Below are 26012 nucleotides of genomic sequence, written 5' to 3'. Positions count from 1 at the left end.
TAGCTCATTTCATACTTCATTAAGTAGCAAAAGTTGTTCCGAACTTACAAAAAATGCTCCAAATTTGGAGCATTTTGAAATTATTTTAATTATTTTTTCGATTAACGTACACCGTGCATTAGCTTTTTTAAGATAGGATTTAGCAACATTGAAATAACACCTATACTTAGAGGTACGAGAGTAAAGATTAAGAAAAAAGTACTTAACGAATATTCTTCTGTTATTTTATCAATCATTCCTCCCATAGATCCAGCTGCTTTATTCCCTATAGCTATTGCTAAATACCAAATACCGAACATAAATCCAATCATTCTACCAGGAACTAACTTACTCAAATAAGATAAACCTACTGGAGAAATACATAATTCTCCCATAGTATGGAACAGGTAAGCCAATATTAAGAATATCATACTAACTGAGGCTGTTTTTGCTCCTTGAGGTATCCCTAGAGTTCCAAATACCAAAATTCCAAAACCTAACCCAAGTAGAACCATACCTATGCCATATTTCATAGCTACACTAGGGTTATACTTGCTTTCCCACCATTTAGAAAATAAAGGAGCTAGTGTTATTATAAAGAAAGAATTTAAAATCCCAAACCAAGAAGCTCCTACTTCGGTAGTTTCTTTGCTAAATTCATTGTTAATTTTATAAAAAACAACACACCATAAAAAGACAAATGTTATTCCAAGGACAATATTCGAATATGGTATTTTTGAATATGTTTTTTTAAATAACAGATACAGTACCCATGTTATAATAGCTAAAGGCACAACCGTAAGAGTTGTATCAATGATTTTAAAAATTAAAGCTGAATTTCCACTTAACGCACGTGCTGTATAGTCTCTAGCAAAAAGCGTCATAGATCCCAATGATTGCTCAAAAGCACCAAAGAAAAATACTGTAAATATTCCAAAAATTGAAACTGCTATTATTTTATCTCTTAACACTGCTTCATACCTAAGCATTCTAGAAATAATTAAAAACAAAAATAACACTAAACCTATTAAAACTGTAGCATTAGAACCATCCAATCCTCCTATGCTAAATGGCAATAAATTAATGTTTCCTATTTTTGACATTGGGTCATTAAATAAATATAAAACCCCACATAAAGATGATAAAACGATTAATACCTTATCCACTGAGGTAAATGGATTCAATTTTTCAGAGGTAGAAGATGTATCATGTTTTTTTGGACTTTCCTCATTAATATTTTGAGCTAATTCAACTTCATATATTATAGAAGGTCTTTCTCCTACTTTTCCAAATAAGTCTTTAGCTAACCAAAATTGTATTAAACCTCCCAACATAAAAATACCAGCAAGCCCAAATCCATAACTCCAGCCAATATTTTCAGCTAAATAACCACACAACATCATTCCAAAAAATGCTCCTGCATTTACGCCCATATAATAAATAGTATACGCGCCATCTTTTTTAGCCTCTTTACCTTTATACATTTCAGAAATCATTGAGGTCATATTTGGTTTAAAAAAACCTGTACCTATTATTAATAAGGCTAGACCTATATATAAAGATGCTGTTGTCTCAAATACCATTGACAAATGTCCTAGCATCATAATAAAACAACCTATAATTACTGCCCATTTATATCCTGTAATTTTATCTGCAACATACCCTCCTATTATTGGTGTTAAATATAAGAGAGAGGAATAAGTTCCTATTAAAGCTAGTGCATTTTCTCGTGACCATTCCCAACCAGGGTTATTACTTAAAAAAGGAGCCGTTAAAAATAAAACTAAAAGAATTTTCATTCCATAAAACGAAAATCGCTCCCACATTTCAGTAAAGAATATTACAAATAGTCCTGCTGGATGACCAATAACTTTGTCTTTAAATAGATTTTCAATATCTGTATTCATATAAAACTTATTAAATAATTTTAAAATATTAATGTACTTTACCCATTAGTCTTTTCATTAATGGAGAAAATATAAGAACAGCTATACCTGCTCCTATAGAATACTTAGCAATTAAACTAAACCCATCAATATAGATTTGAAGCGTATCTAAACCTCCAACATTTACATCGGTACTCTCTACGGCTAATTGCTTAGAAATGAACCCTACAATTTGAAATGCGTATGCTGATGATAAAAACCAAATACCCATCATAAAAGCTACAATTCGTTTTGGTGATAAATCTGTTATTTTAGATAATCCAACTGGAGACATAAATAACTCTCCTATAGAAATAATGAAATACATAACAAACAAATACGCCATTGGCACCATACCATTTTCATTTGCACTGCCCTCACTAATTGCTAATACATAAAAACTCAATCCAGCTAATATTAAGCCTAACCCAAACTTATAAGGTGTTCTAGGGTTTAAATTTTTCTTGGATAAATATGCCCATAATAAAGAAATTGGGATTGCCAAAATAATGATAAACATAGAATTCAAAGCATTTGTTTGACTTGCGTTTATGAATGTTAAATCTACATTTCTAGAAGCAAACAAAGTAATTACACTACCTGACAATTCATGAAAACCCCAAAACAGTGTCATAAAAAATGTAATTAACACTGCCATGAATAGTTTTTTACGTTCGTCAAGTGTTGCTATATACATTATGTATCCTAAATATAAAACAACAATAACACCTACTAATTTAAAGATTAACCCAACAATAGTTTCATCACCTAAAAATGATTCTCCTTTTGCTATGGCTTTATATGAAGATAAAACATAAGCTATTACTGGAGCAGATAAAACAGCTATTATTGGAACCAATGTTTTTTGTGGAATACCTAAAACTTTCTTTTCGTAAATATCTAAACTTGGAGGCAAGCCTTTATCTCCAAAAACATTCTTTTTAATACCGCTCCAAAAGAAAATTAACCCAGCTAACATTCCTATTCCAGCCAATCCAAATCCGTAATGCCACCCATAAGCTGAGGCTAACCAACCGCATAATAATGGTGCCACAAACCCTCCTATATTAATTCCCATATAAAAAATGGTAAATCCAGAATCTTTTCTGGTATCTCCATCTTTATATAAAGCACCGACAAATGTTGATATATTGGGCTTAAAAAAACCGTTACCGACAACTATAAGAGCTAAGGCTAAAAAGAAAGCAATGTCGTTTTGAATAGCTAAAACGAAATGCCCTAAAGACATTAAAATTCCTCCAAGAAAAATAGAACTGCGCATTCCTAGAATCTTATCGGATACTCTACCTCCTATAACTGTTGAAGCGTAAACTAAAGAACCATAGGATGCATAAACAACAGCAGTAGCTGTATCTTTCTCTACAAATGCTTTAAATATTTCTTGAACCATATAGAGCGTTAGTAACGCTCGCATTCCATAAAAACTAAAACGCTCCCATAATTCCGCAAAGAATAAATAAAATAATCCTTTTGGGTGCCCTAAAAGTTGAGGCTCTTTTGAATCTTTCAAAATAGTATTTGGCATAACTTTATTCTTTTATTTTCAATAGCTGATCATTACTTTTATTTATCACCTAGTGTTTCATTAATAAAACGAGTCATTTTTTTATAAAGATGCAACCTTGTATTCCCACCTTTAATCCCATGATTTTTATCTGGATAAATAGCCCAATCAAACTGTTTATCTGCTTGAATTAAAGCTTCTGCTAAACGCATAGTATTCTGTAAATGGACATTATCATCACTTGAACCATGTACCAAAAGAAAATCTCCTTTTAATTTATCTACATGATTTATTGGTGAGTTTTCATCATAACCACTTGCATTTTCTTGAGGTGTAGTCATATAACGTTCTGTATAAATAGAATCGTAAAAACGCCAGCTACTTACTGGTGCTACAGCTATTGCCATTTTAAAAATATCATTTCCTTTAAACAAACAATTACTACTCATAAAACCACCAAAACTCCAACCCCAAATTCCTATTTTAGCAGCATCAATATAAGACAGTTCTCCTAATTGTTTTGCAACTGCAATTTGATCTTCAACCTCATATTTTCCAAGTTCATTTTGTGTAACCTTTTTAAAATCAGATCCTTTAAAACCTGTACCTCGTCCGTCAACACAAGCAATAATATAACCTTGTTGCGCTAAATATTGATACCAATAATCGTTAGCATTATTCCATTTATTGGCTACTTGTTGAGATCCTGGACCAGAATATTGATACATTAATAACGGGTATTGCTTTGATGCATCAAAATTTGCTGGCTTAATTAACCACATGTTTAAATTGTTTCCATTTGCATTGATGGTACTAAACTCTTTTTTGGAGATTTTGAAGTTTGATAACGTTTTAGCTAATCTATCATTATCCTTTATACTTTTAATCAACTTTCCTGAAGAAGTAGCATTCAATGTATATCTAGGAGGTACGTTTGCACTTGAAAATGTATTTATAAAATAAGAAAAATCAGTACTAAAAGATGCGCTATTTGTTCCTTCATCTTTACTAAGTCTCGTTTTACTACGCCCATTTAACTTAATAGAATAGACATCTCTATTTATAGAACCATTTTCAACAGATTGGTAATAAATGGTATTGTTTTTTTTATTGTAACCATAATAACTAGTTACTTCCCAGTTTCCTTTTGTTACTTGATTAATAAGCTTTCCATTTTTATCATAATGATAAATATGATTATATCCATCTTTTTCGCTTGTCCAAATAAAACTATTGTCTTCTAAAAAGGTTAGACTACCTGTAACATTAATATAGGCTTTATCTTTCTCTGCTAAAGCCAAACTAGAAGTATTATTTTTCACATTTACCATCCATAAATCTAATTCATTTTGATGCCTATTTATATACTGCGCACTCAATACATCTGGATTATTAGTCCATTTTATACGTGGAATATAAAAATCTTTATACATTTTATTAACTTTAACTTCTTGTGTTTTCTCTGTTTCTAAATTATAAATATGAAGTGATACATTAGAATTAGCTTCACCTGCTTTAGGATATTTAAACGCCTTCTGTCTTGGGTATAAACTTTGACCATAAATATCCATTGAGAATTCAGGGACATTAATTTCATTAAAACGAATAAAAGCTATTTTGCTATTATCTGCATTCCATTCGAAAGCGCGTACAAAGGCAAATTCTTCTTCATAAACCCAATCTGTTATACCATTAATAACTTCATTTTTTTTACCATCAAAGGTTATTTGAATCGTTTTTTCTGAATTTAAATCTTTCACATATAAATTATTATTCTTTGCAAAAGCTACTTTATTACCATCAGGTGAAAATGTAGGTTCTTGTATTTTTTCTTCAGAAATTAATGTTAATGATTCATTATTTATATTATAAACATAATAGTTCCCTATTGTAGAACGACGGTAAATAGATTCTCTATTAGTCGCTAAGATAACTTTACGTTCATCATCACTAAAGGTATAACTTGTAAAGTAAGCAAGGGCGTCAAGGTTTGCAGAACTCACAAGGGTTTTAACCTTTTTTAAGGTTTTATAATCATAAATATCTACAGAAGTAGATCTTGTACTTCTATCAAAATTTAAAACAGAATATTGCTGACCATTAGCCATAGAATGCAATGCATCCAATCTTTCTGTTCTAAAAGTGCCTTTGCTCCATATATCTTCAAGAGTAATTTCTTGTGTTTGAGCGACTAAAGAAGTCATAAAAAAAAAGGAAACGTAAAAGGAGAATTTTAGGTATTTCATTAAAAACGATGTTTATTTCACAATGCGACGCCAAGTTTACTAAAAATTATGCAAAAAATAGCATTTATTAACACTTAAATAACTTCTATAAAAGTAAGATTTAATATTCACACCAAGAGTAGTATCTTTGTATTGTAAACAAATATTATATGAGTAAATCTATTGCTGGTTTTTCTAAACTATCTAAATCAAAAAAAATTGATTGGATTGTAGATACGTATTTTTCTAATGCTAACGATGCCAAACATGTTTTAAAACAGTATTGGAACACTAACGAAAAACTACAACAGCTTCATGATGAATTTATTGAAAATACGATAACAAACTACTATTTACCTCTTGGTGTTGCACCAAATTTTTTAATTAACGATAAGTTATATACTATTCCAATGGCTATCGAGGAAAGTTCGGTAGTTGCTGCAGCTAGTAAGTCTGCTAAATTTTGGTTAGATCGTGGCGGATTCAAAACAAAAGTTTTATCTACTACTAAAATTGGTCAGGTTCATTTTATATATAAAGGGGATTTTGAAAAGTTAAAACAATTTTTTAATAATGTAAAAGTTAAATTAATTCAAGAGTCTAGTCGTATTACTAAAAACATGGAAAACCGTGGTGGAGGTATCATTGATATTGAACTTCGTAATAAAACGGCAGATATAACTGATTACTACCAACTTCATGCATCGTTTGAAACGCTAGATGCTATGGGGGCTAATTTTATAAACTCATGTTTAGAGCAGTTTGCAAAAACCTTAAAAAATGAAGCATTAAAATTTGATTTGTTTTCTGAGATCGAAAAGCAAATTGAAATTATTATGAGCATATTATCTAACTATGTTCCTGACTGTTTGGTTCGTGCTGAAGTTAGTTGTAAGGTTGATGATTTAAGCGAAAACGACAGCATTTCTGGAGAAGCACTTGCAAATAAATTTGTACAGGCTGTTAATATTGCTAAAGTTGAACCTTATCGTGCGGTTACTCATAATAAAGGCATTATGAATGGTATTGATGCTGTTATTTTAGCTACTGGAAATGATTTTAGAGCTGTTGAAGCTGGAGTTCATGCCTATGCTTCTAGAAATGGACGTTATAGCAGTTTAACACATGCCAAAATTAAAGATGGTATTTTTACATTTTGGATGGAAATCCCTTTAGCCTTAGGAACTGTTGGAGGTCTCACTGGTTTACATCCGCTAGTAAAATTAGCCTTAGAGATGTTAGGCAAACCATCTGCAAAAGATCTTATGCAAATTGTAGCTGTTGCTGGATTAGCCCAAAATTTTGCTGCGTTACGTTCTCTTACAACTACAGGTATTCAGCAAGGACATATGAAAATGCACTTAAAAAATATATTAAATCAATTTGAAGCTAACGATTATGAAAAACAGGCTTTAACGGAGCATTTTAAAACCAATACAGTTACCCATAGCGCGGTAATAGAGGCGATTAACAAGTTAAGAGTTGCAAGTGAAGAATAACACATTTTATAGTAACGGGAAACTACTTATTTCTGGCGAATACGTAGTACTTGATGGTGCTAATGCTTTAGCTGTACCAACAAAACATGGTCAATCTTTAATTATTGAACCTATTGAACATTCAAATCTTATTTGGGAAAGTTTAGATGAAAAAGGAGCTGTTTGGTTTGAAAGTGAATTTCCTATTAAAGAGGTTTCATCATCGTTTACTCCTAGCAATGATATTTTAGATAGATTAATACAGATACTACATATTGCAAAACAATTAAATCCTCTCTTTCTTAGTAAGAATAGTGGGTGTAAGATAACCACTGCTTTAGATTTTCCAAAAAATTGGGGACTTGGAACCTCATCTACATTAATAAACAATATAGCGCAATGGGCAAATATTGATCCTTACAAACTCTTAGAAAACACTTTTGGAGGCAGTGGCTATGACATAGCATGTGCGCAACACCATACACCTATTACTTATAGAATTGAAAACAAAACCCCTATAACTAACAAAGTTCGTTTCAATCCTTTATTTAAAAACCATTTATACTTTATTCATTTAAACAAAAAACAAAATAGTCGTGATGGTATTAAACATTATCATGCTAATAAAGAAAACTCAAAATCTGCGATTCAAGATATTAATAGAATCACTTCTGAAATGATTATTTGTAATACTTTAGATCGTTTTGAAAAATTAATAAATCAGCATGAATCCATCATTTCTAAGATTACAAGACAAACTTCTGCAAAACATCTTTTATTTAAAGACTTTAAGGGGGCTATAAAAAGTCTTGGTGCATGGGGAGGTGATTTTATACTAGCCACTTCTAAAGAAAACCCAACCCAATATTTTAAAGATAAAGGTTTTACTACCGTTATCCCATATAAAGATATGGTACTCTAGCTCTCCACTCTAAACTGGTTTATAATTAAATAACTATACTAATCGATATACTTCATTTTCAAAGCATGCTTAGTCAATCCTGCTAGGTTTCTTACATTAAGTTTCGCTATTAAATTTTTTCGGCAACTTTCTATGGTGTGTTTGCTTAAAAATAACTTATCCGTTATTTCTTGAGTCGTAAATTCTTGTGCTATTAAAGTTATTACATCAATTTTGGTATTAATACCATTCTTTACATAGACAAGAATACGAACTCCAAACATTACTTAAATGTGATCGTTTATTACTTTACTTTTATAACTAAGTGATTATGAATGTATCTTTCAAAAAAGAAAGACGCCTTATATGTATTACAAATCTTTACTTATTAGAAATTTAAAATTTCATTCTCAGTAAAAACTATTAATATATAGAACTCTTGATTCTTTTCAGATCTTTAATCAATCTAACATGCAGGATTTTGGAAATAAAGGATCTGTAATCTTTCTTAAATAGAAAAACAAGAACTAAACCTAATGAAAAAAATTATTATCAGCACAGTAAAAAGTTTAACTACAAAACTTTTACAACTGTTAAGGGAATCTGTTTCTTCTCAAAAAAAACGAAAGAAAAAAAACCGATTAAAACGGACTAAAAAGAAAAAAAAATTGACACCACGTCTTACTCTTAAAAACAAGAAAGAAACAGAATTCTATAAAAAATACTTGGATCGCTTAGCAAAACTTAATGAAGAACTACCGTACTTAGAACAAAAGGCGCCACATAAAGGTAAAACCGTTAAAACACAAGCTATGATAAAAAAAACGCGTAAGAAGGTGCAAAAACAAGGAGCCTACAGTAGAATTGGTATCAATAAACCATACTAAGACCACAGTTTCACCCAACCAAACTCCTAATTTACTTAGCATAAGTGGAATACTAAAAAAATAAAAAGTATTCGAAATTACCTTTCTTACCAATTGTTACCTTAAACACACCATTCATTAATTACCATTCAAGAAAGAATATCGATATGTCTAGATTAGCATTTTTGTAACATAATATGAAGAATTAAAGGTTCAAAAAAACACAAGAAAACTTCAATTAGAAAGGTTATCTAAAATATAAGCATGGTAAAACAAAATACAAAAGACGTACAAGATGATCTTCTTCAAACCCTAGCCGAAGGATATCATGAAACATTTAATCAACTTATTGACCAATTAAAGGATCAACTTGCAGATAAATTAATTAATAAGATACAAGACATACAAAAAGACACAAAAAAACTAATAAAAAATCACCCTCTAAAACCTATAAGTAAGCAAGTAGAACTTTTAATGGACAAGCATCTGGGGCATAATATAGAAATTAACCTGAACACTTTTATTAAAGAAGTAATTGTAAATACACTTACTGCAGAAAAAATGCCCAATAAACTTGAACAAATGTACAAGAATGCTAAAGGGTTTATAGAGCAGCATTATACAACTTATAGTAAAGATGATATTAGAAAATTGTTACAACATGAATATTTAACAGAAGATTTATCTAAACAAGTAAGTCTCTTGATATCTAGAAATCTTGAAAATACAATAGATAACTACTACAATTCTGTTGTAAAAGAAAACACTCATAATATTACGAATATTAGGCAAAACACTTTAGCTAAGAATAACGATTTAAGTAAATTAAAACAGGTTCCCAAAAAAGCAATTAATTCATCAAAAAAAGTAAATACACAATTTACAAATAAACATAAAAGAAAAAAGAAATCACATTAAATATTTAGCTCCAATTTAATATACCCATTCTAGTAAGTTTAACTTCTTTTTAGTATGAACTTATCTTGATTTTTTCTATTTCCTAAAAAATGTCCAAAATTCGCCCATATTTTAGTTATTTTTCATGTGTAGCGCATGCTATGCCTTTTAAGAATAACTTTATCTGAACAAATTTTCACTCATTTTCGGTTAAATCCAAAAAGTCAAGATGAGTTCATTAAAAAAGGCCTAATAAGCATAATAAGTTTCTGTTTCTTTATTATACTAGTTATTCTTTAAAATTAACAGGATTTTTTAATGAAAATTATAGTAGTTTTACGACAAAAATTTTGCTTCTTTTATGAGAAAAGATCATTTATACTTACTCACTTTTATTACTATTTCTATTATTTTTTTAACTGTTGCTTCTTTTAGTGTTAAGCACTTTATTATGGAAAGCTCAGATCAACTAATTGCTATCCAACTCGAATCTAGCAAAAGAGAAGCAGATGGGATATCTCAATTAATAAGCACTCAATTATCTGGTGGAATACCTCTTGATTCTGCAAAGATAAACATACAATCTGCTATTGAAAAAACGCAAGAAATGACTTCTTTTTTATCTGTTATGGATTGGTCTGGTAAACAAATTTGCCATCCAGATATTACTCGAGTAGGCGAAATGGTTAACTCAAACCAAAATCTACTTGATGCTTTAAATGAAAAAGACAAGACAAATGAATTGTATGAGATATTAGTAAGTCAGAAAAAAGAAGGCAATTCTATTGAGCAATCTGAAATTATTTATCTATCTCCAGTTAAAGGGACAGATCTAATAGTAGGAGCTAATTTTAATCTAGATAAAATCACCGCACAGACTAGACTCCTTCAAAATAGATTTTATCGCATCCTTTTTTTAATGGGAGGGTTTATAGTAATCTCTTCTTTTTTTGCTGTAAGAATTTTGGGAAGCCTTTATGAAAAACAATTAGAATCAAAAAATAGTGCTTTAGAAAACGAATTATTTAGTTTATCAAAATTAAACAAAGACCTTATAGAACACCAGCAAAAAGTTATTGAAGAGAATAATAATGCGATTATAGAAGAAAAAACTAAGTCTGAAAAGAAAAGAATCCTTACTTATATTAGAAACGAGCTAGTTCCCATTTCTACAAATCAAATTGCCTATATCCAATCAGAAAATAGTATAACTTATATATTTAATGTTAATGGTAAAAAATCTACCACCAACTTGAGTTTAGATGAATTGTACAACACTACAGATCAATCAATATTCTTTAGGGCTAATAGGCAATATATAATAAGTATTACCGCTATCGAAAAAATAGTTAAATACGGAAACAGTCAGCTTAAAATTTTAATTACAGACAAACCAGATGTTCAAATAATTATTAGCAAAAACAAAGCTGCCGAGTTTAGGCAATGGCTAAGTATTTAATAAAACACATGCTATTTAACTGCTAACATATGCTATAATTTTTATAAGAATAAATAATTACTCCATTTTATAAATAACAGCTTAATACCATTTTAATTATAAAAGTAACAGCTGTTACCTTAAACCCACCAGTTATTACTAGTTAATAGGATACCTGCTTATTCTAGGTTTTATTTGTATATATCAATAATAAAACAAACAATACTTATGAATACATGCTCATTATTTAGTTTAAAAAAATTAAAAAAAAATTTAATTTTTATTAAAGAATTACCATCCGCATCTGCTCCTTAAAATTAAACTATAAATAGTTTTAACATTTTCGAATTTACATGTAAATAACATTGGTTTTAGATGTTTTTGAAAATAAATCTAATACAATAAAAACATATAATTATGAAAGAAATAATAAGAAGACTCCTTGTTTTTTTAAGAATAAAAAAAGGCACTCCAACCGAAAAAGAATTAGAAAAGAAAAAAGCTGGACTAGAATTAGAAAACAAAAGTTTAGATAGAAAAATTAAGAGCGCTAAAACAAGAGGAAAAAGGCTTTATAAAAGAATAGAAAAATTAGAAGCTAAAGCTGTTTCTAACAACAAAACTCGTTTAATTGGAGCTTTACAAGAAAGGCTTGAAACGCAACAAAACCTTATTACAAGTTATGAAGCTTTAAAAACAATAAAAACTGGTTTACTCACAAATATAAGATTAGATCTCAATGATTTAAAAACTAAAAAAAATCAGAAAAAACTAGATAAAACAATTAAAGACTATAAACACGCTAAAAAAGATTTTACTATAGAAAAACAAAAGATGGATTCTAAATATAAAGCGCTGCTAAACATTGCAAAAGTTCCAAATAAAAAACTTAAAGAAAAAAAGAGAAAAGGCGTTAAAGCTAGAAAACAACAATCGTCCTTTACCCAAAAAAGAATACATACAGCAAGAAGCTTGAGATGAGCCTTCTTTTTTAAAATCTATTTTAAAACATCAAAAGGTTCAACTTTAAGAGTTAAACCTTTTTAAACTTTACACAAAAACTAAATATTAAACCTCGAAGAATAGAGTTTTATTTTATTCCTAAATAATAAAAAAGAGACTCTTTTTTTCGTTTTGCTACAGGAATCATATCACGATTATTTATTTCTACATATACACCATCTTTTTTTTGCACATTTACTACACTATCCATATTTACAAGAAATGAATTATGGATTCTAAAAAAATTATTTTGAGCAAGTTTCTTTTCATAAGCTCCTAAATTTGTGCTAGAAACAACTTGCTTTCCTTTAGAGGTATGAAATATGGTGTATTTCCCTTCAGATTTAAGATATAAAATATCACTAACTTTAATAATTTTCACATCATTAGTAGATGGTATAGCTACTAAGTTTAACGGTTTACTTTTACCTCTAGTTAGGTTGTGTAACTCTTTTTGCTCCATTATTTTCTGTTCTGCTTTTTCAATAGCTCCCATTATTCCTAAAGGTTCCAATGGTTTCAAAATATAATCTATTGCCGAATTTCTATATGTTTTAAGATTACCTTCTGGTTCTGTTGATGTTAAAATCAATTCTTTATCCTGGATATTTAAAGAGGTCTTTTGCAAAATTTCGAAAGCATAATCTTTCCCAACTTTTAAACCCATAATTATAATATCGTAAGAACCTTCATTAATAATTTTCTTAGTTTCAATTGGAGTTGTACCTATTTCATTAATAACAATATTAGGACATTGTTCTGCTATTGCCTTTTCTATTCGTTGAGCTTCTATAAGGTTTTCTTCAATAATAATGGCTGTAATATGTTCTGTGTTCATATGTTTTAGGTTTTCTTGATTCTAAGTAGCTGCTAAGCAATTTCTATAAATATTATTCTTGTTTTTTGGCTTACATTTAGAGTATTAACCAAAATCTAACTCTCGTACGCCTTTAATATCTCGACGCTTATCGGTAGCTTTTCTTAATTTTTCTGAGAGTAACGTACCATTTTCTATACCTCTTAAAACATATAGTGGGTTTGTAGCGTCTGAGGTGATTAAAACAATATTAGACAACCCAAAAAGACGAAGTATAAGTGGCTGTTCTAATTTTATGTCCTTTACTCTATAAAGTTCTAATTGGTTTGTAGTTATTGATAAAATCCCTTTTCGTTCTATAATACGTTCATCTGTAATTTTAATACGATTGTATCTGGTATCTAAGTATTTCCATAATGCTAGAACTAAACCTAAACCGTAACCAACAATAAGTAAAGTGCAGCATAAGTAAAACATTAAGTTTATCCATTGGGATGGTGTGCCTTCCCATATTTTATTTTCTGTTTCCATATTGTTTTTTATTTAGGAATAGTAATTGGTTTTGATTGTAATAGGTAATTTTCTATTAAAAGTCCATGTGGATTTTTATTGGTTCTGGATACATTATGTAGCACAAATTTTGCTCTAAAGTCATTCACAGATTCTACTTTTTGATCTGTTCTAGATACTCTAAGCTTTCCAAATAACTGCGCTTGATAAGGCGTTACCTTTTCATTAATTTTAATAGAATCTATATCTATTTTTTGAGTTAAATTTTCTGTAACTATTTTGGCAAGGTGCCCATTTGCTTGTAACGTTTGGTATAGTTGTTTCCCAGATCGACCAGATAGGTATAAGGCTTTATTAATGCGTCTTTCGTAATTAAATTGATCTATTTCCCAAAGTGCTTTATGAAACATTTTAATATGATTCATAATTTCTGGTTTTCTATACACATCTACTTCACTTAGAGATACGCCTGTCATCATTGCTGCTTGACCATCTTTAGTTAATACAAAAGCTGTGTTTTTAATATTATTTGTTGTTATAAATGCCCAGACTAAACTACCTGTTGAAATTGATACAGATATGATTAAGCAATAAAGTAGAGAGCGTTTTGCTAAGGAAAAACTAGCAGGTATATTTTTTAATGATTGTAAATCCATTTTCTAATAGTTTTTTAAATAATTTGTTAAAATTTAAATGTCATTTTTAATAGGGTTGCCCAGATAAATTAGGGTAATAGTTGTCCTGTCCCTGTTTTTCAAGGGAATTATAAGACCTCTAAATGTTGAGGATTTTCCTAGTTTGTAAATCTGTAATTAAGCTGCTCTAACTGCGCAACCCTATTGTAAAATACTCATGTTTTTATAGACCATTTGTAAATGCTGTATGAGTACTTTTAAAAATGAAGTTTATTTATACATCCCAATCTACATTGTTGTCTGCTCCTGGTAAGAAAATATTAGCAATTAATGCTACTAAGCCAAAAATAGCTAATCCAATAATAAACCTAATAAAGTTTTTTTGTGCTTGTTCATTACCTTGCATATATTGAATAAATATTAAAAATCCACCACCTATAGAAAATATACCTACTACAGCATTAAGGATTGTTTTTATATTATCTCCCCATATTCCTAATTGATTTTCAACATCTGTTACTTGAGCAAAAGCTGGAGCTACATGAAGCAATACCAAAAGTACTGTGCATATTAATTTAGGCGTTTTAATTTTAGACTTTATCGATTTTACATCTAATGCTTTTAAATTTTTAATTGTTAAATTTTGCTTTTTAGTTTTCATAATTAAATTTGTTTCTAAGATTATTAATTTATTTAAAATGTATTCATTAAAATTTTAGTTTGTGTTTTTAAAAACACTTCCTATTTTGTTTTTATTAAAGAGATAATGGGTTGATTTACTTCTATACATTTAACACTTGTTGTGTATTTTATTAGTATACTTAACTCTCCTCTCTCTGGATATTTTTTCTGAATTTTTATATAAATTGCTGCTATTAGAATAAATGACAGCGACAGAAAAAACGAAGCAAATACGGTAAATAAAAAGAGTAAAAAACAAGCCGATATAACCACTATTGTTTTAAGATCGAAACCAGCTATAACAGGTTTTTTTTCTAATACCTTAGGTGTTTTATATTCCATAGTTTATTATTATTTATTATCGTTATTATTACGATTAGACCTTCTAGAGGACATCTTCTGATAAATTTCTCTCCCAGTCCAAAAAAGGTAGCCGTTACCATCATTATCTCCAGAACCATTTACTAAAAAGTTAGCATATTTAGGTACTTGAATTAAAAACAGAATCATAACCACTTGTAAAACCACAGAGTATAATGGTTGCGTAAACCCGCCATCTATAGGCGCTTGATGAATTAAAACAATAAGCGTTTGGAATATTCTTAATATAGGTATCCATAAAAGGACAGATAAAAACCCAAAGAACCAGTTTTTTAAAATTTCAAAATTAGATGGGATTAAAGACAATGGTAACACAAACACTCCTAAAATAAAGTAAATTGCTTTTAACAAAACCTGTCTTAATAAAATGTACCCTGTAACTACTAGTGCTACAAATTGTATTAGTAAATGAATAATTTCTAAAAACGTTGATAATTGTAATATATCGTATATACTTACAGTACCATTACCTCCTGTTGCAGCATCTTGAACATTAGATAATTGTGCATCTACTATATCTAAAAAATTATCCATGCTTGTTATGTTTACCGTTTGCATTGCAGCACTTTCTGTAATATCTGTGACTAGGTTTACAGGTTTTACTAAAAGCAATTCTACAAGAGGTTGGTATAAAACAATAGCAGCCAAAACCAAAATGGGTTTCACTAGTATAAAAGGATCCATATTCCCCGAGGGGTTCATAAAATAATTGATGACTTTAGTTCCTACCAAAATGATCATAATTATAGTTGCCAATAAGGAACAATAAGGGATTACATGATTTACAAATCCGCTTACTCCTCCAATACCGGAGCCTACTCCCTCGAAAATGGAGTCATTTATTTTGTCAATAGCATCTAATATATCCATAGTATTTTATTTTAAATTATTTTTGAAAAATTTTGGTAACTGTCATTTTCGCTTTTATTTCTTTTTCTATTTTTAGTATTTCATTTTTAATAGGTATAATTCTTAACAGCAGCTTTAAATAGGCTGTATATAAATGTCCTGTGCCGCCACTTACAAAAAAACCAGTACCTCCTACTAGCAAGTTTTCTTCGTTAATTTTTTGTAAATACTTCTGTTCTGTATCTAATGCGGCTTTGTATCTAGACAATCCATGACCAACACCAAAGGATGCTATTTTAAGGACGCTAATGTTTGAGTTTATATTTTCTATTTTTTTATTAAGATTTATAATTTGAGTTTGTACTGCTGCAATAATTATAAAGCTACTTTTAAAGTTTGCTTTAATTTCGCGTTTTGAATTATAGTTTTCTTCAGCCTCTTCTAACTCTTTTATTAATTTACCTTGAGCCTTTCTTAAACTTAACTCTGTGCCCAGTGCCGCAGTGATTACTGTTTTTTCTCCACCAACAACTACATCTGCGATACTCCAAGACATCGTTTGTGCAGATAAGTTTATAGTACAAAATAGCATGATTATAAAATTAATAGCTTTCATTTTCTAATGTTAAATTGATTACATTTTCTAGTGTTGTAAGTGTGAGTAGAATCCGCTCGCCTTCTGGAATAGGATTATCTACATTAAGATAATCTCTTATTTTTTTACTTTCCTTTTTTAGTTTAAGTTCAAACCTATATCGTATAATTTTTTTTCTAAAAACATCACTAGGATTAAGATCAAAAAGAGGATATTTTTTTGTAATGTAACCATAACTATTGTATCCTAACCCTTTACTAAAACTTCCTCCTTTTACAAAATTTATAAGGTTTTCTTTTTCTCTTAAAAGCACATCGTTAAATGTCAATAGCTCTTCTAATTGATCATTTATAAGCGAGGTAAACGATTTTGTACTCAATAAGCTAATTACTGCCTCTGCTCCTACTACGCCATTCTCTGTATTAATTTTCGTGTAAGCTCTTTGAGACAAAATATCTTTAAAACTCCCGTTTATAGTAAAATTAAACTGTGCATTTATGTTTGTTATTGCTATAAGAAACAATACGTATGATAAAATAAATTTCATAGTGGTTTTAATTAAAAATTCGATTATACAGTTTAGTTTTTTCAATATTATCTTCTACTACATCTAACACTCTATAGATTTCTGTTAACGATTTCATAGTGTTTTGCAATAGATTTAATTTCTCTCCATAAAGCACTTCTAAAGCCCTTTGATTTTTCAATCCTTTATTTATATTTTCTAACATAACATTAACTAAATTCAACATTTTATTATTGATCTTTTTCTTAGAATAACTTAAGAAAGAGAGCGATTTATTTCTATGTTCTAACTGCCTATACCTTTCTTTACAGTTTGAAATTTCTCTATTAATTTTGTTAACTACTATTGCGCCTTCTACCAAATACAAATGGCGCTTTGCTAAATCTTTTTTAAAAGCAATTATTTTCTTTCTGTTATTTTTATCTTCAGTACTTAACATTGAATATAAACTCCATGATAATACGGATCCTGTCATAGATCCTGGATCTACAAGTACAGGGAATTGTTGGGCTATGCTCTTTACAGAACAGAATAAAAAAAAGGCGATATAGAATAACTTAACTTTCATCTGTACTTATTTTTAGGTTAAAAAATATTTTCTCTTAATAGTTTGTTTTAAAGTGAATATGCAATTGTTTATTTGTTATTTATTTGATACTACAATGCGATATCTACCTTTTTTAACTTCCTATATAGTTTTAAAAAATCTTTATAATTAATTACAGTCAAACCAGCTAATGGGAGGAAAAGGGTTTTTCGGGCATCTCTATCGTTTTTAGAAAACTCTCTAAGGAGCTTATCACGTAATCTATACACTTCTTGCCTTTTGGATGACTTAATTTTTGTTTTACTTACATTTTGTAATGCCAGCAATAAGCCTTTCTCCATAGTTATAGCATTTAAATAATCTCTTTTGTCTTTCGTCATATATGGCAACCAAGATCTACTTGCCAATGTAGATGCTCCCAAACTTAAAACTGAAGACGTAGCTGCACTAGTAATAAATCCATTGCCTTTATCGTATTTATTTTTAGTGTACTGTAATAAACGTTGCTTGTTATGGGATTTTACGGCTCCTGATAATTCCTTATTTAAATCTATTAAAGTCCCATTTCTCAATGCCAAAATACCTGTTAAAGCTGCTAGCTTACTTCTTGTTTCTGTATCTGTGTTATTAATATGTATGTGTACATGAAAGAATTGACTAAACCCTAACTGAACTCCAAATACACTTAAGAATATTATGATATATATGTGCTTCATTTTTTTTAGTTTACTTTATAATTAATCGTGTATAAAAATTATCCTTTTCTGCTTTTAACTTTAAAGCTTCCAACTCTTTTAAAATTGTGTTGGTTATGTGTGCATATTTTTGTTTAATCTGTTCCTTTACACCAACATTAACCTTGTGTTTTGTAGGTATTGCTAAAAGTCCCATAACTTTTCTATGCGCATACTTTAAGTAATTATACCTGTTTTTACATTTTTGCTTTTTAAAAGGGTTTAGGTAACTACTACACATACTTTCATATTTACGGTATTGAATATTCACTGCGGTACTAACTCCTAAATACCTGGTTCTAGAAAGCTTTTCTAGCTCTGCTACTGTTGCTGTAGCTCCAAAAGCTACTGTTGTTTTTAAAGATTCCTCTTTCAACTTTTTTACACTTCTACTTTCTAATTCACGTATTGCAGCGCCCGGATCAAAATATGGTAATTGAGCTGAACAAAAATTAAAAGCAAAACCAATTACAAGAAATACTAGATACCTTTTCATAGCTAAATAACTTTTGGTTTTAACAAATCTTCTCTTGCTATATTAATGCTTGCAGATCTACCTCCATTTGTTTCGAAAATATCGATAGACAGTTTTTCTTTTTCGTTAAGCATAAACTTGTCAAATAGTAAGGTGACATTTTTTTGACCATTACCTATTATTTCAAAGTCTTCTGTACAGGTATGTATTGGATGAATTACACGCTCTTGGTATAAATAATCTTTAGATAAACGTTTGTTTAATTTGGTTCTAAACAGAATATTATCAATATCGAAATCGATAGCCGATTCGTTTTTAAGCTCTAAACGTAATCCTATTTTTTCTTTGATATAAAATATTCCAGTAACGCGTATTCTTATATCTCCAGATTTACCATTTTTAATGTGTATTTTGTTATTAAAGTTTTTATCTAGTTTTTCGCAAAGCGATAGCAATTCTGCCGATTTTTCTTCTTCTTTTTCAACTTCATTTTTTACTGCATCTGCAAACTCTACAGTTCTTTTAACTTTGTATGTTAAATTGTCTAAAAACCGTTTGTACGATAGTACTAGAGAGTAATACCCGCCATCTTCTGTAATTACAGTTAGGTTAGACACTTGACTTCTTACATCTACCAATTCCTCTCCAATATGTTTCAATTTTACCATTTGTTGGGTGGTATCTGCTACAAAATAAGGAGAGCCTACATCTAGATATTTAATTCTTTGATCAAATAAAAGGTGTGTTGTTTTTATATCAGATACTTGCAAGGTATCTTGCTTTTCTAACGGAATTAAGTGTTTTTGACTAATAGCTTTTTTGTTAATTATAAATGCTAGTGCGATGCTTAAAATGATTTGTTTTTTCATTGCTTATAAATTTTTAAAGTTTTTCTACAAATTCTGTTAATGCCAGTTCCATGTTTTTTTGTTTTTTATAGGTATCAAAAATGATTTTATTTTCATCTGCATTGGATGAGTAGCAGGCATAGCGTTCTGGGGACACGCTAACTTTGTAGACATTAGATAGGCTTCCTACTTTTACAAAGACTTCGCGTTTATCTGTTGAAAACAACTTTTCTAAATCCGATTCGCTAAAGGATAAGTACTGTGCAAACTTATCTTTGGTTGCCATTTTCTTTTTATGAGATAACAAGATCATGGTATCTGTATTATTTATCATTGCTGGTCCTGCGGGCGTATCTAAAATATCTTCCACATCTTGAGTTGCAATGGCTACTTCTCCATAAAATTTCCTTACTGTTTTATATAAGTACTTGATAAATTGTGCCATTTCTCCTTTAGAAATAGGCTTCCAACATTCGTCTATAAAAATGGATTTTTTTGCTTCAGGTATTTTTCTAATCTTGCTCATTACAACATCAATACAGAGCATAGTTACCAATGGAAATAAAATGGGATGATCTTTTATATTATCCATTTCAAAAACTATAAAACGCTCGTGTACAAGATCTATGGGTTTTTCTGAATTAAGAATCTTACTGTACTTACCATCATAAAAATCTCGTAATGAAAGTTGGAAGCTTATTTTATCAAAATATTTTTCCTCATTATCCATTACTTGGTTTTTATCTACAAACTCATAAAAAGAAGACATACATGGGTAGCTGTCGTTGTTCTTTGTAAATGTCTCATAATAAGCATCTAGATACAAGCCTATAATTTGCTTTTCTTCTCTTTTAAAAGGATCTTCTCCTTTCCATAAAAAGATAATTAGCGAGGTTAAGAATATTTTTTTATCGTTATTAACCTCATCAATATGATTAAAATGAAAGGGGTTAAACTCTAAAGGCACATCTGGATCGTAGGCATAGTATTGTCCTTTTACCAAGTTGCATAACTTTTTATAAGAGTTTCCTATATCAATCATAACAATATGGTGTCCTTGCTCGTAATACTGACTAGCAATATGATTGATAAGAAATGATTTTCCTGTTCCTGAAGGGCCAAATATTAAACGATTTCTATTTACAATTAATCCACGTTTTACAGGTTCTATCCATAAATCTAGTCTTACTGGCGCTTCGTTTTTACGATCTGTAAGCAAGATCCCTTCTTTGTTGCCTTGATAATAGCTTTCAAAATTTAGAAATATTGGTGTTTGTTCTGATATACCAATGAATTTATAGGTTTCGGGAATACCTACACAAGCTCCTGGTATATTAGAAAGAAAAAGATCTTTTAATGAATGTTTTATTTGATTTGGTACAATTGATAACTCTTTAAAAGCATTTTCTAACTGATTTTTACTGTTTTCTAACTTTTCTTCATTAATATCCCATAAAATGATATTAAAATGCTGGTATACAAATCGTAATTCATTCTCAATAACATTATTAACCAGTTGATCGATTTGATCGTAAGTCACTTCATTTTCTTTTGATAGAATTGCTAAACTTTTAAACTGATTAAGTTTTGTTTTTAATTTTGAAAATACTTTTTGTGAATTTTCTATAAATATGACTTGATTGTAGATATGATTACATTCCAAGCCTAAACAAATAGGTTGTATAAATGGGATTTGAAAATCTGTTTTTTGTGTAGAAAAATCGATGTTTTTCTTTGTAGTCTCTACACTTAATGGTAATTGATTATAAGAGCTAATGGCATACATTTCTCCAATTTTATTACCTACTTGTAATTGTTTATCAAAAAACAAATCGTTAAGAGATTCTTGCCCCTTTGGAGATAACGACATGTACTTTCCTAAAACTTCAATTATAGTATTAGAATTTAAAGCTTCTACTACAAAAAATTCTTCTTTAGTAAGAAACGATATGCTTGTGTTTACTACTTTAATAAAATCATTAACTTCACTCATGTATTTTTGATACAGTTTTGTGTTACCTGTTAAACTAATTTTACTTTTAGAATCTTTGGTTATAAACAAATAGCACTCATGACTTAATGTTGGTTTCTCATAAAAAAACTTATTATCACTTCTAGATAGCATTAAATCACCTTCTGTTACGGCTTCCTTTATTTTATCTACAAAAAAGTAATCTTGTTTTTGAATAATAGTATCCTCTGGAAGCGATCTAATAATTTTATCAAATAATTGATTTATTCTATTAATACTCACTTTATCTAAAGAATAGATTTGTGGCAATTGCAATTTATAGCCTACAGTAATATCTCCATTTTTAGAAATGAGCAAGTCATTCTCTACGGCATAAATGGGAAATGTTTTATTTAAAGAATCGCTTTTCATTTTATTTTGTATTTATATTAAACCATAAATGATATTTCTTTGCCATGAAAACTCTTCGTTTTTCAAAGATTTCATTACCTATTTCTTTAGAAGCTGAAAGAATAGCTATATCCTTTGCTTCATCTAATTGAATGGCACTATCTCCACCAAACGTGGCTGCTTGTGTACCTTTTTGATAAGCATAATCATATACATCCTTTGTTACCTTTGCTGGTATTTTTGGCCAAGTGCGATTGCCTAGGTGGATTCCTTCTACACCATCAAAATCAAATAGGCTAAATTTTAGTTTATAGAGTTTGTTACCTTGCTTGTAACTATTAATAGTTATAAGCAATCTATTGGCACCAAAAGACACCTTACCATATACAATAGCGCCTTTTGGTATTAACACAGGCGGGTTAGTTAGGCGCACTTCCTTTTTAGTTCTAATGGCTATTGTACTACCGTTTACAAGTATACCTTGGTCTACTGTTTCTGCTGGCACCAAACCTAATACATTGTCTTGTTTAGAGGCAGACCCTGCTCCATGGAAGTAACTTTTCTCTTTAAACTTCTTTCTTATATCTCCAGCTAATTTTTCGTTAACGCTAGTTTCTATTTCTGCAATTTTTTCTGGAGTTAATTGGCTAATATCAATACCTTCTTTTTCTCCTGTTGGGCTTTTTAAATAAGCTTGATTTAATTGACTGTAACTTTCTAATAACTTTTGAATATCATCCTCTTCTGTGTGACTTCCTTGCTGGTTGGTTTGAGGTATGGATTGTGCTAACAACTGTTCTTGTAGTTGCATAAGTTGTTTCAATTCATCATCTACAGGTTCTGGGGTGTATAATGTTTCTAATGTGTTGTTTTCTTCTCTAACATTCTTATTGTTTTCTAATGCATTACGTAATTCTTCTCCTGCTATTATTGAAGGTTCTTCAAAAGCTACTTGTTTTTTAACTTCTTCTATATTACCTAGTCCTTTTACAACATTGTTTTTCTCAATAGCTTCAATAGATTCTCCTTCGTAATGTTCTAATTTTGATTTTCTATTTATTTTTTGCTTGTCAACTTTTGGAGTACTAATAGATAGTTGATTTCTTCTTTGTTTAGAATCACTTGAAGAAAACACAAATACTTTTAATAATACGATTAGAAGTATTATACATACTGTTCCTACTATGGCAACTATTGTTTTTTTCTTTTTGTCCATAATTTATAAATTGTTATAAGTTTTATACTTTGTTTTTGAGTGTGCTTTTAGTATATTTTTCCAGATACTTAAAGGGTTTATTCTTTTATTTTTAACATGTATTTCGTAATGTAAATGAGGTCCTGTGGCTAAGCCTGTATCTCCTACAAACCCTATAATTTGCCCTTGTAATACTTTATCTCCTTTTTTTACTAAGCTTATCCATAAATGCGCGTAGCGTGTTTTTACATAACCTAAATGACTAATGGTAATGTAATTGCCATACCCTTTTTGATAATTTGATTGTTCTACAATACCCGAAGCTGTGGCTAATACTGGAGATCCTTTGGGCGCTACTAAGTCGACCCCCGAATGTAATCTCCTTTTTTTTTTAAAATGGGATGTTTTCTATATCCAAAAACAGATGAAAGCGTTTGAAAATCTTGACTTGCTAAAGGCACATGTAAGGGCACATTTTTAAAACTAATTACTGTTTCTTTTTCTAATTCCTGAGCCTTGCTTACTAAGCTAAAAACAAGACATATTATTAATAATATGATCGTTGACATTTTCATTTTCGTTCTGTTTTTAAGGGTTTCGTTTATTTATTATCTGCTAGGTTATCTTCCTCTTCATATAAATCGCCTTCTATTTTAGCGAGTTCATTGTCTATCAAAATATCTATCTCCGCTACAATTCTATTAAAGTTACCATCTAGTAATTCGCTAATATCTCGATCTTCGTCAATGGTAAAAGGAATGGGATCATTGACTTGATCTCGACGTTTATCTACTTTAATTTTACCTCTAAATATTTTTCGATTAATTTCTTCTCCAAAATTATCTGCCACTACACCTACAAACTCCCCTTGAGATAATTGCGAAATGGTTGCTACTGGTATGGCATATTCTAAGTTTTCGTTAATACTGTACGATGTACTACTTGTATCTACAGAGATATTTTTTAGTTTTTGTTTCTTTTTACCAAATATCTCTTGAAGTTTCGATGCTGTTTCACTTCTTACAGACCCGCTAAAAATGTTTCCCACAATGTTAAAAATGGTTGCAGCTACCTCATTACCATAATCTCTTTTTAATTGCTCTAAATCTTGCATGCCTATGGTTGTAGAAATTTTATTAGATCTGGCTGTAGCAATTAAATTATCTAAGCCCATAAAATACATGGTTGGTAACTCATCTATAATTACAGAGCAAGGTTGGCGTCCTTGTTTATTCACTTCTTTTAATAATTGTGTTGATATAAGCCCCAAAGCAGGTGAGTTTGTACTTTGCGTAGCTGGCGAATTAGCTAGTACCAGTATACTTGGTTTTTCTGGATCGTTAATACTTAAGGATACATTTAGTTCTGGAAATACATTATTACCCATTACCCAAAAGAGTTCTTTTGTTGCTAGTTGCGATAAAGGTATTCTTGCAGAGGCTGTTTGTCCAGATAATTGCTCGTAAGCTTCCTTTTCTAGAGCATCTGCAAAAGGCGTCATAAAAAATTTAAGTTCTGGGTAAGATCCTAATATTTTAAATACTTTTTCGTCTGGACATGATGCCAATGCTATAGCATGTGGTAATGTGCAATACTTTCCGTTTTCATAAATTTTAAGAAAATAGATACAAGAAGCAAAATATGATATTGCAGATTGTGCAAAAAAGTCTTTTTTAGTAATCCATTCTTTATTTAAATTATATAGTACTGTCTGTGCGGCTTCAATAGCATCTGCTGCCTTACGAATAAGATCTGGACTTAGTGGATTTACAAAATTAGATTTTTGAATATCGTCTAGTGAAATAACATTAAACGTTGGTTCTATTTTATAAAGGTTCTTATAATACTGGTAAAAGGCATAGGTTTCTTTGGCTAACGATGGAAACTTAAAATCGTATACCAACATTGTAAATTGTTTCTTAATGTGCTGCCTAATGTATTCCTCTATAACAGAATACGATTTACCAGAACCAGGAGTTCCTAAAACCATAGTGGCTCTAAAAGGATTTACCACATTAACATAACCGTTATCTGTTTTAAAATTAACAGAGTGGGCATTTTCCATTACAGTATGCTCTTGTTTAAATATTAGGTTTTTTTCATTAAACTCATCTTTATTCCCAAAAAAGCTAAAGTGTCTTCTTATCATAAACAGAGCCCATGTATAAGCAATAAGTGATACAAGTGTTAGTATAAGATGGGGTATTAGTGTAAATGGAAGTTCTGCGCTTGTAATAAATAATATAACACCTATAGTAAGCCCTGCGTAATAATAAATAGTTTGCTTGTCTGCTTCTGGGTTTTTCTTTACATGAAAACCAAAAGAGGCAAATGAGAAAACACTAAGTACCATACATCTATTAAAAAGAGAATTCTCAAAAATGGGCGCATTTTTATATACTTTAGTAATTACTCTATTTAAAGATTTACTTGATAACCCATTATTGGTAAAATCTTCCAAATGGTATGCATAAATATCGATACCCAAAATGCATAAGCATAATAGCATGGTAATTAACACGATCATATCTATAGAGAGTTTGCCATCTTTCATCTTAATTCAATTTTTATGAGTTTTATTTATTCTTAATTAAAGTGTGGAGTTTTTATCTTTTAACTTA

General features: G+C 29.9%; 26 protein-coding genes and 1 pseudogene. 6 read left to right on the top strand and 21 right to left on the bottom strand.

Features of this window, described 5'->3' with window-relative positions:
- Positions 1 to 101: 101 nt before the first annotated feature.
- From A8C32_RS13005 to A8C32_RS12995, 3 genes are read right to left on the bottom strand one after another with little or no spacing between them, the layout of a single operon-like run.
- On the bottom strand, positions 102 to 1886 hold the full coding sequence (locus A8C32_RS13005) for a peptide MFS transporter (RefSeq protein ID WP_069830866.1): 1785 nt from the start codon (positions 1884 to 1886) through the stop codon (positions 102 to 104).
- A 28-nt stretch (positions 1887 to 1914) separates the two neighbouring features.
- A complete protein-coding gene (locus A8C32_RS13000; protein WP_069830865.1) occupies positions 1915 to 3450 on the bottom strand; it encodes a peptide MFS transporter in 1536 nt (511 codons plus the stop codon).
- Between the two features lie 38 nt (positions 3451 to 3488).
- Positions 3489 to 5675 carry a S9 family peptidase gene (locus A8C32_RS12995; RefSeq protein WP_069830864.1) on the bottom strand — a complete coding sequence of 729 codons (2187 nt, stop codon included), beginning with the start codon at positions 5673 to 5675 and terminating at the stop codon, positions 3489 to 3491.
- Positions 5676 to 5824: 149 nt separating this feature from the next.
- Between A8C32_RS12995 and A8C32_RS12990 the strand changes: the two genes are divergently transcribed.
- Positions 5825 to 7153 carry a hydroxymethylglutaryl-CoA reductase, degradative gene (locus A8C32_RS12990; protein WP_069830863.1) on the top strand — a complete coding sequence of 443 codons (1329 nt, stop codon included), beginning with the start codon at positions 5825 to 5827 and terminating at the stop codon, positions 7151 to 7153.
- Complete coding sequence (locus tag A8C32_RS12985; RefSeq protein WP_069830862.1) at positions 7143 to 8054, top strand: GYDIA family GHMP kinase; 912 nt, start codon at positions 7143 to 7145, stop codon at positions 8052 to 8054. Before A8C32_RS12990 ends, A8C32_RS12985 begins: the two co-directional genes overlap by 11 nt.
- 38 nt (positions 8055 to 8092) lie before the next feature.
- On the opposite strand, the gene A8C32_RS12980 is transcribed toward A8C32_RS12985, so the two are convergent.
- Entirely contained in the window at positions 8093 to 8317 is a 225-nt protein-coding gene (locus A8C32_RS12980) for a response regulator transcription factor (RefSeq protein ID WP_069830861.1), read from the bottom strand.
- A 252-nt stretch (positions 8318 to 8569) separates the two neighbouring features.
- On the opposite strand from A8C32_RS12980, the gene A8C32_RS12975 reads away from it, so the two are divergent.
- The 4 genes from A8C32_RS12975 (at position 8570) to A8C32_RS12960 (ending at position 12215) form a co-directional block, all read left to right on the top strand.
- A complete protein-coding gene (locus A8C32_RS12975; protein WP_069830860.1) occupies positions 8570 to 8920 on the top strand; it encodes a hypothetical protein in 351 nt (116 codons plus the stop codon).
- Positions 8921 to 9163: 243 nt separating this feature from the next.
- On the top strand, positions 9164 to 9817 hold the full coding sequence (locus A8C32_RS12970) for a hypothetical protein (protein ID WP_069830859.1): 654 nt from the start codon (positions 9164 to 9166) through the stop codon (positions 9815 to 9817).
- Between the two features lie 340 nt (positions 9818 to 10157).
- Complete coding sequence (locus A8C32_RS12965; RefSeq protein ID WP_069830858.1) at positions 10158 to 11255, top strand: LytR/AlgR family response regulator transcription factor; 1098 nt, start codon at positions 10158 to 10160, stop codon at positions 11253 to 11255.
- A 396-nt stretch (positions 11256 to 11651) separates the two neighbouring features.
- A complete protein-coding gene (locus tag A8C32_RS12960) occupies positions 11652 to 12215 on the top strand; it encodes a hypothetical protein (RefSeq protein WP_069830857.1) in 564 nt (187 codons plus the stop codon).
- Positions 12216 to 12324: 109 nt separating this feature from the next.
- On the opposite strand, the gene A8C32_RS12955 is transcribed toward A8C32_RS12960, so the two are convergent.
- From A8C32_RS12955 to A8C32_RS12880, 17 genes and pseudogenes are all read right to left on the bottom strand, one after another.
- Positions 12325 to 13074, bottom strand: coding sequence for a LytR/AlgR family response regulator transcription factor (locus A8C32_RS12955; protein ID WP_069830856.1), 750 nt, complete (start codon positions 13072 to 13074; stop codon positions 12325 to 12327).
- An 84-nt stretch (positions 13075 to 13158) separates the two neighbouring features.
- Positions 13159 to 13584: a PH domain-containing protein gene (locus A8C32_RS12950; protein ID WP_069830855.1), complete on the bottom strand. Its 426-nt coding sequence runs from the start codon at positions 13582 to 13584 to the stop codon at positions 13159 to 13161.
- 8 nt (positions 13585 to 13592) lie between these two features.
- Positions 13593 to 14219 carry a hypothetical protein gene (locus A8C32_RS12945; protein ID WP_069830854.1) on the bottom strand — a complete coding sequence of 209 codons (627 nt, stop codon included), beginning with the start codon at positions 14217 to 14219 and terminating at the stop codon, positions 13593 to 13595.
- 253 nt (positions 14220 to 14472) lie between these two features.
- Positions 14473 to 14859 carry a hypothetical protein gene (locus tag A8C32_RS12940; RefSeq protein ID WP_069830853.1) on the bottom strand — a complete coding sequence of 129 codons (387 nt, stop codon included), beginning with the start codon at positions 14857 to 14859 and terminating at the stop codon, positions 14473 to 14475.
- Positions 14860 to 14939: 80 nt separating this feature from the next.
- Complete coding sequence (locus A8C32_RS12935; protein WP_069830852.1) at positions 14940 to 15221, bottom strand: hypothetical protein; 282 nt, start codon at positions 15219 to 15221, stop codon at positions 14940 to 14942.
- A 9-nt stretch (positions 15222 to 15230) separates the two neighbouring features.
- On the bottom strand, positions 15231 to 16130 hold the full coding sequence (locus A8C32_RS12930; RefSeq protein ID WP_069830851.1) for a hypothetical protein: 900 nt from the start codon (positions 16128 to 16130) through the stop codon (positions 15231 to 15233).
- A 16-nt stretch (positions 16131 to 16146) separates the two neighbouring features.
- Complete coding sequence (locus A8C32_RS12925) at positions 16147 to 16725, bottom strand: hypothetical protein (RefSeq protein ID WP_069830850.1); 579 nt, start codon at positions 16723 to 16725, stop codon at positions 16147 to 16149.
- Complete coding sequence (locus tag A8C32_RS12920; protein WP_123803425.1) at positions 16712 to 17251, bottom strand: hypothetical protein; 540 nt, start codon at positions 17249 to 17251, stop codon at positions 16712 to 16714. Before A8C32_RS12920 ends, A8C32_RS12925 begins: the two co-directional genes overlap by 14 nt.
- A 7-nt stretch (positions 17252 to 17258) precedes the next feature.
- Positions 17259 to 17798, bottom strand: coding sequence for a hypothetical protein (locus A8C32_RS12915; protein ID WP_069830848.1), 540 nt, complete (start codon positions 17796 to 17798; stop codon positions 17259 to 17261).
- An 89-nt stretch (positions 17799 to 17887) separates the two neighbouring features.
- The gene (locus A8C32_RS12910) at positions 17888 to 18493 is read right to left on the bottom strand and encodes a hypothetical protein (protein WP_069830847.1); all 606 of its coding nucleotides are present in this window, start codon (positions 18491 to 18493) and stop codon (positions 17888 to 17890) included.
- A 10-nt stretch (positions 18494 to 18503) separates the two neighbouring features.
- Complete coding sequence (locus A8C32_RS12905; RefSeq protein ID WP_069830846.1) at positions 18504 to 19007, bottom strand: hypothetical protein; 504 nt, start codon at positions 19005 to 19007, stop codon at positions 18504 to 18506.
- Positions 19008 to 19009: 2 nt separating this feature from the next.
- Positions 19010 to 19855: a DUF4138 domain-containing protein gene (locus A8C32_RS12900; protein ID WP_069830845.1), complete on the bottom strand. Its 846-nt coding sequence runs from the start codon at positions 19853 to 19855 to the stop codon at positions 19010 to 19012.
- A gap of 13 nt (positions 19856 to 19868) precedes the next feature.
- Positions 19869 to 22217, bottom strand: a complete 2349-nt coding sequence (locus tag A8C32_RS12895; protein WP_069830844.1) for a TraG family conjugative transposon ATPase — start codon at positions 22215 to 22217, stop codon at positions 19869 to 19871.
- Position 22218: 1 nt separating this feature from the next.
- Positions 22219 to 23412, bottom strand: coding sequence for a conjugative transposon protein TraM (gene traM, locus A8C32_RS12890; RefSeq protein ID WP_069830843.1), 1194 nt, complete (start codon positions 23410 to 23412; stop codon positions 22219 to 22221).
- 3 nt (positions 23413 to 23415) lie between these two features.
- A pseudogene (locus A8C32_RS21505) lies at positions 23416 to 23709 on the bottom strand (M23 family metallopeptidase); the annotation flags it as partial.
- Positions 23710 to 23747: 38 nt separating this feature from the next.
- Positions 23748 to 23966, bottom strand: a complete 219-nt coding sequence (locus A8C32_RS12885; protein ID WP_069830842.1) for a hypothetical protein — start codon at positions 23964 to 23966, stop codon at positions 23748 to 23750.
- A gap of 26 nt (positions 23967 to 23992) precedes the next feature.
- On the bottom strand, positions 23993 to 25945 hold the full coding sequence (locus A8C32_RS12880; protein WP_069830841.1) for a TraM recognition domain-containing protein: 1953 nt from the start codon (positions 25943 to 25945) through the stop codon (positions 23993 to 23995).
- Positions 25946 to 26012 lie beyond the last annotated feature (67 nt).

This window comes from Flavivirga aquatica, assembly GCF_001747085.1.
Classification (GTDB): domain Bacteria; phylum Bacteroidota; class Bacteroidia; order Flavobacteriales; family Flavobacteriaceae; genus Algibacter_C; species Algibacter_C aquatica.
The sequence above is the reverse complement of the archived record's forward strand: the minus strand, read 5'-3'. Positions and strand labels throughout refer to the sequence as shown.

Excerpts from the sequence above, each read along its gene's own strand:
- A8C32_RS12975 (WP_069830860.1), top strand. The coding sequence starts at position 8,570 with ATGAAAAAAATTATTATCAGCACAGTAAAAAGTTTAACTACAAAACTT.
- A8C32_RS12990 (WP_069830863.1), top strand. The coding sequence starts at position 5,825 with ATGAGTAAATCTATTGCTGGTTTTTCTAAACTATCTAAATCAAAAAAA.
- A8C32_RS12960 (WP_069830857.1), top strand. The coding sequence starts at position 11,652 with ATGAAAGAAATAATAAGAAGACTCCTTGTTTTTTTAAGAATAAAAAAA.
- A8C32_RS12880 (WP_069830841.1), bottom strand. The coding sequence starts at position 25,945 with ATGAAAGATGGCAAACTCTCTATAGATATGATCGTGTTAATTACCATG.
- A8C32_RS12895 (WP_069830844.1), bottom strand. The coding sequence starts at position 22,217 with ATGAAAAGCGATTCTTTAAATAAAACATTTCCCATTTATGCCGTAGAG.
- A8C32_RS12940 (WP_069830853.1), bottom strand. The coding sequence starts at position 14,859 with ATGAAAACTAAAAAGCAAAATTTAACAATTAAAAATTTAAAAGCATTA.
- A8C32_RS12920 (WP_123803425.1), bottom strand. The coding sequence starts at position 17,251 with ATGAAATTTATTTTATCATACGTATTGTTTCTTATAGCAATAACAAAC.
- A8C32_RS12905 (WP_069830846.1), bottom strand. The coding sequence starts at position 19,007 with ATGAAAAGGTATCTAGTATTTCTTGTAATTGGTTTTGCTTTTAATTTT.
- A8C32_RS12935 (WP_069830852.1), bottom strand. The coding sequence starts at position 15,221 with ATGGAATATAAAACACCTAAGGTATTAGAAAAAAAACCTGTTATAGCT.
- A8C32_RS12965 (WP_069830858.1), top strand. The coding sequence starts at position 10,158 with ATGAGAAAAGATCATTTATACTTACTCACTTTTATTACTATTTCTATT.
- A8C32_RS12945 (WP_069830854.1), bottom strand. The coding sequence starts at position 14,219 with ATGGATTTACAATCATTAAAAAATATACCTGCTAGTTTTTCCTTAGCA.
- A8C32_RS12950 (WP_069830855.1), bottom strand. The coding sequence starts at position 13,584 with ATGGAAACAGAAAATAAAATATGGGAAGGCACACCATCCCAATGGATA.
- A8C32_RS12995 (WP_069830864.1), bottom strand. The coding sequence starts at position 5,675 with ATGAAATACCTAAAATTCTCCTTTTACGTTTCCTTTTTTTTTATGACT.
- A8C32_RS12980 (WP_069830861.1), bottom strand. The coding sequence starts at position 8,317 with ATGTTTGGAGTTCGTATTCTTGTCTATGTAAAGAATGGTATTAATACC.
- A8C32_RS12915 (WP_069830848.1), bottom strand. The coding sequence starts at position 17,798 with ATGAAAGTTAAGTTATTCTATATCGCCTTTTTTTTATTCTGTTCTGTA.
- A8C32_RS12910 (WP_069830847.1), bottom strand. The coding sequence starts at position 18,493 with ATGAAGCACATATATATCATAATATTCTTAAGTGTATTTGGAGTTCAG.
- A8C32_RS12970 (WP_069830859.1), top strand. The coding sequence starts at position 9,164 with ATGGTAAAACAAAATACAAAAGACGTACAAGATGATCTTCTTCAAACC.
- A8C32_RS13000 (WP_069830865.1), bottom strand. The coding sequence starts at position 3,450 with ATGCCAAATACTATTTTGAAAGATTCAAAAGAGCCTCAACTTTTAGGG.
- A8C32_RS12930 (WP_069830851.1), bottom strand. The coding sequence starts at position 16,130 with ATGGATATATTAGATGCTATTGACAAAATAAATGACTCCATTTTCGAG.
- traM (WP_069830843.1), bottom strand. The coding sequence starts at position 23,412 with ATGGACAAAAAGAAAAAAACAATAGTTGCCATAGTAGGAACAGTATGT.
- A8C32_RS12885 (WP_069830842.1), bottom strand. The coding sequence starts at position 23,966 with ATGAAAATGTCAACGATCATATTATTAATAATATGTCTTGTTTTTAGC.
- A8C32_RS12925 (WP_069830850.1), bottom strand. The coding sequence starts at position 16,725 with ATGAAAGCTATTAATTTTATAATCATGCTATTTTGTACTATAAACTTA.
- A8C32_RS12900 (WP_069830845.1), bottom strand. The coding sequence starts at position 19,855 with ATGAAAAAACAAATCATTTTAAGCATCGCACTAGCATTTATAATTAAC.
- A8C32_RS12955 (WP_069830856.1), bottom strand. The coding sequence starts at position 13,074 with ATGAACACAGAACATATTACAGCCATTATTATTGAAGAAAACCTTATA.
- A8C32_RS13005 (WP_069830866.1), bottom strand. The coding sequence starts at position 1,886 with ATGAATACAGATATTGAAAATCTATTTAAAGACAAAGTTATTGGTCAT.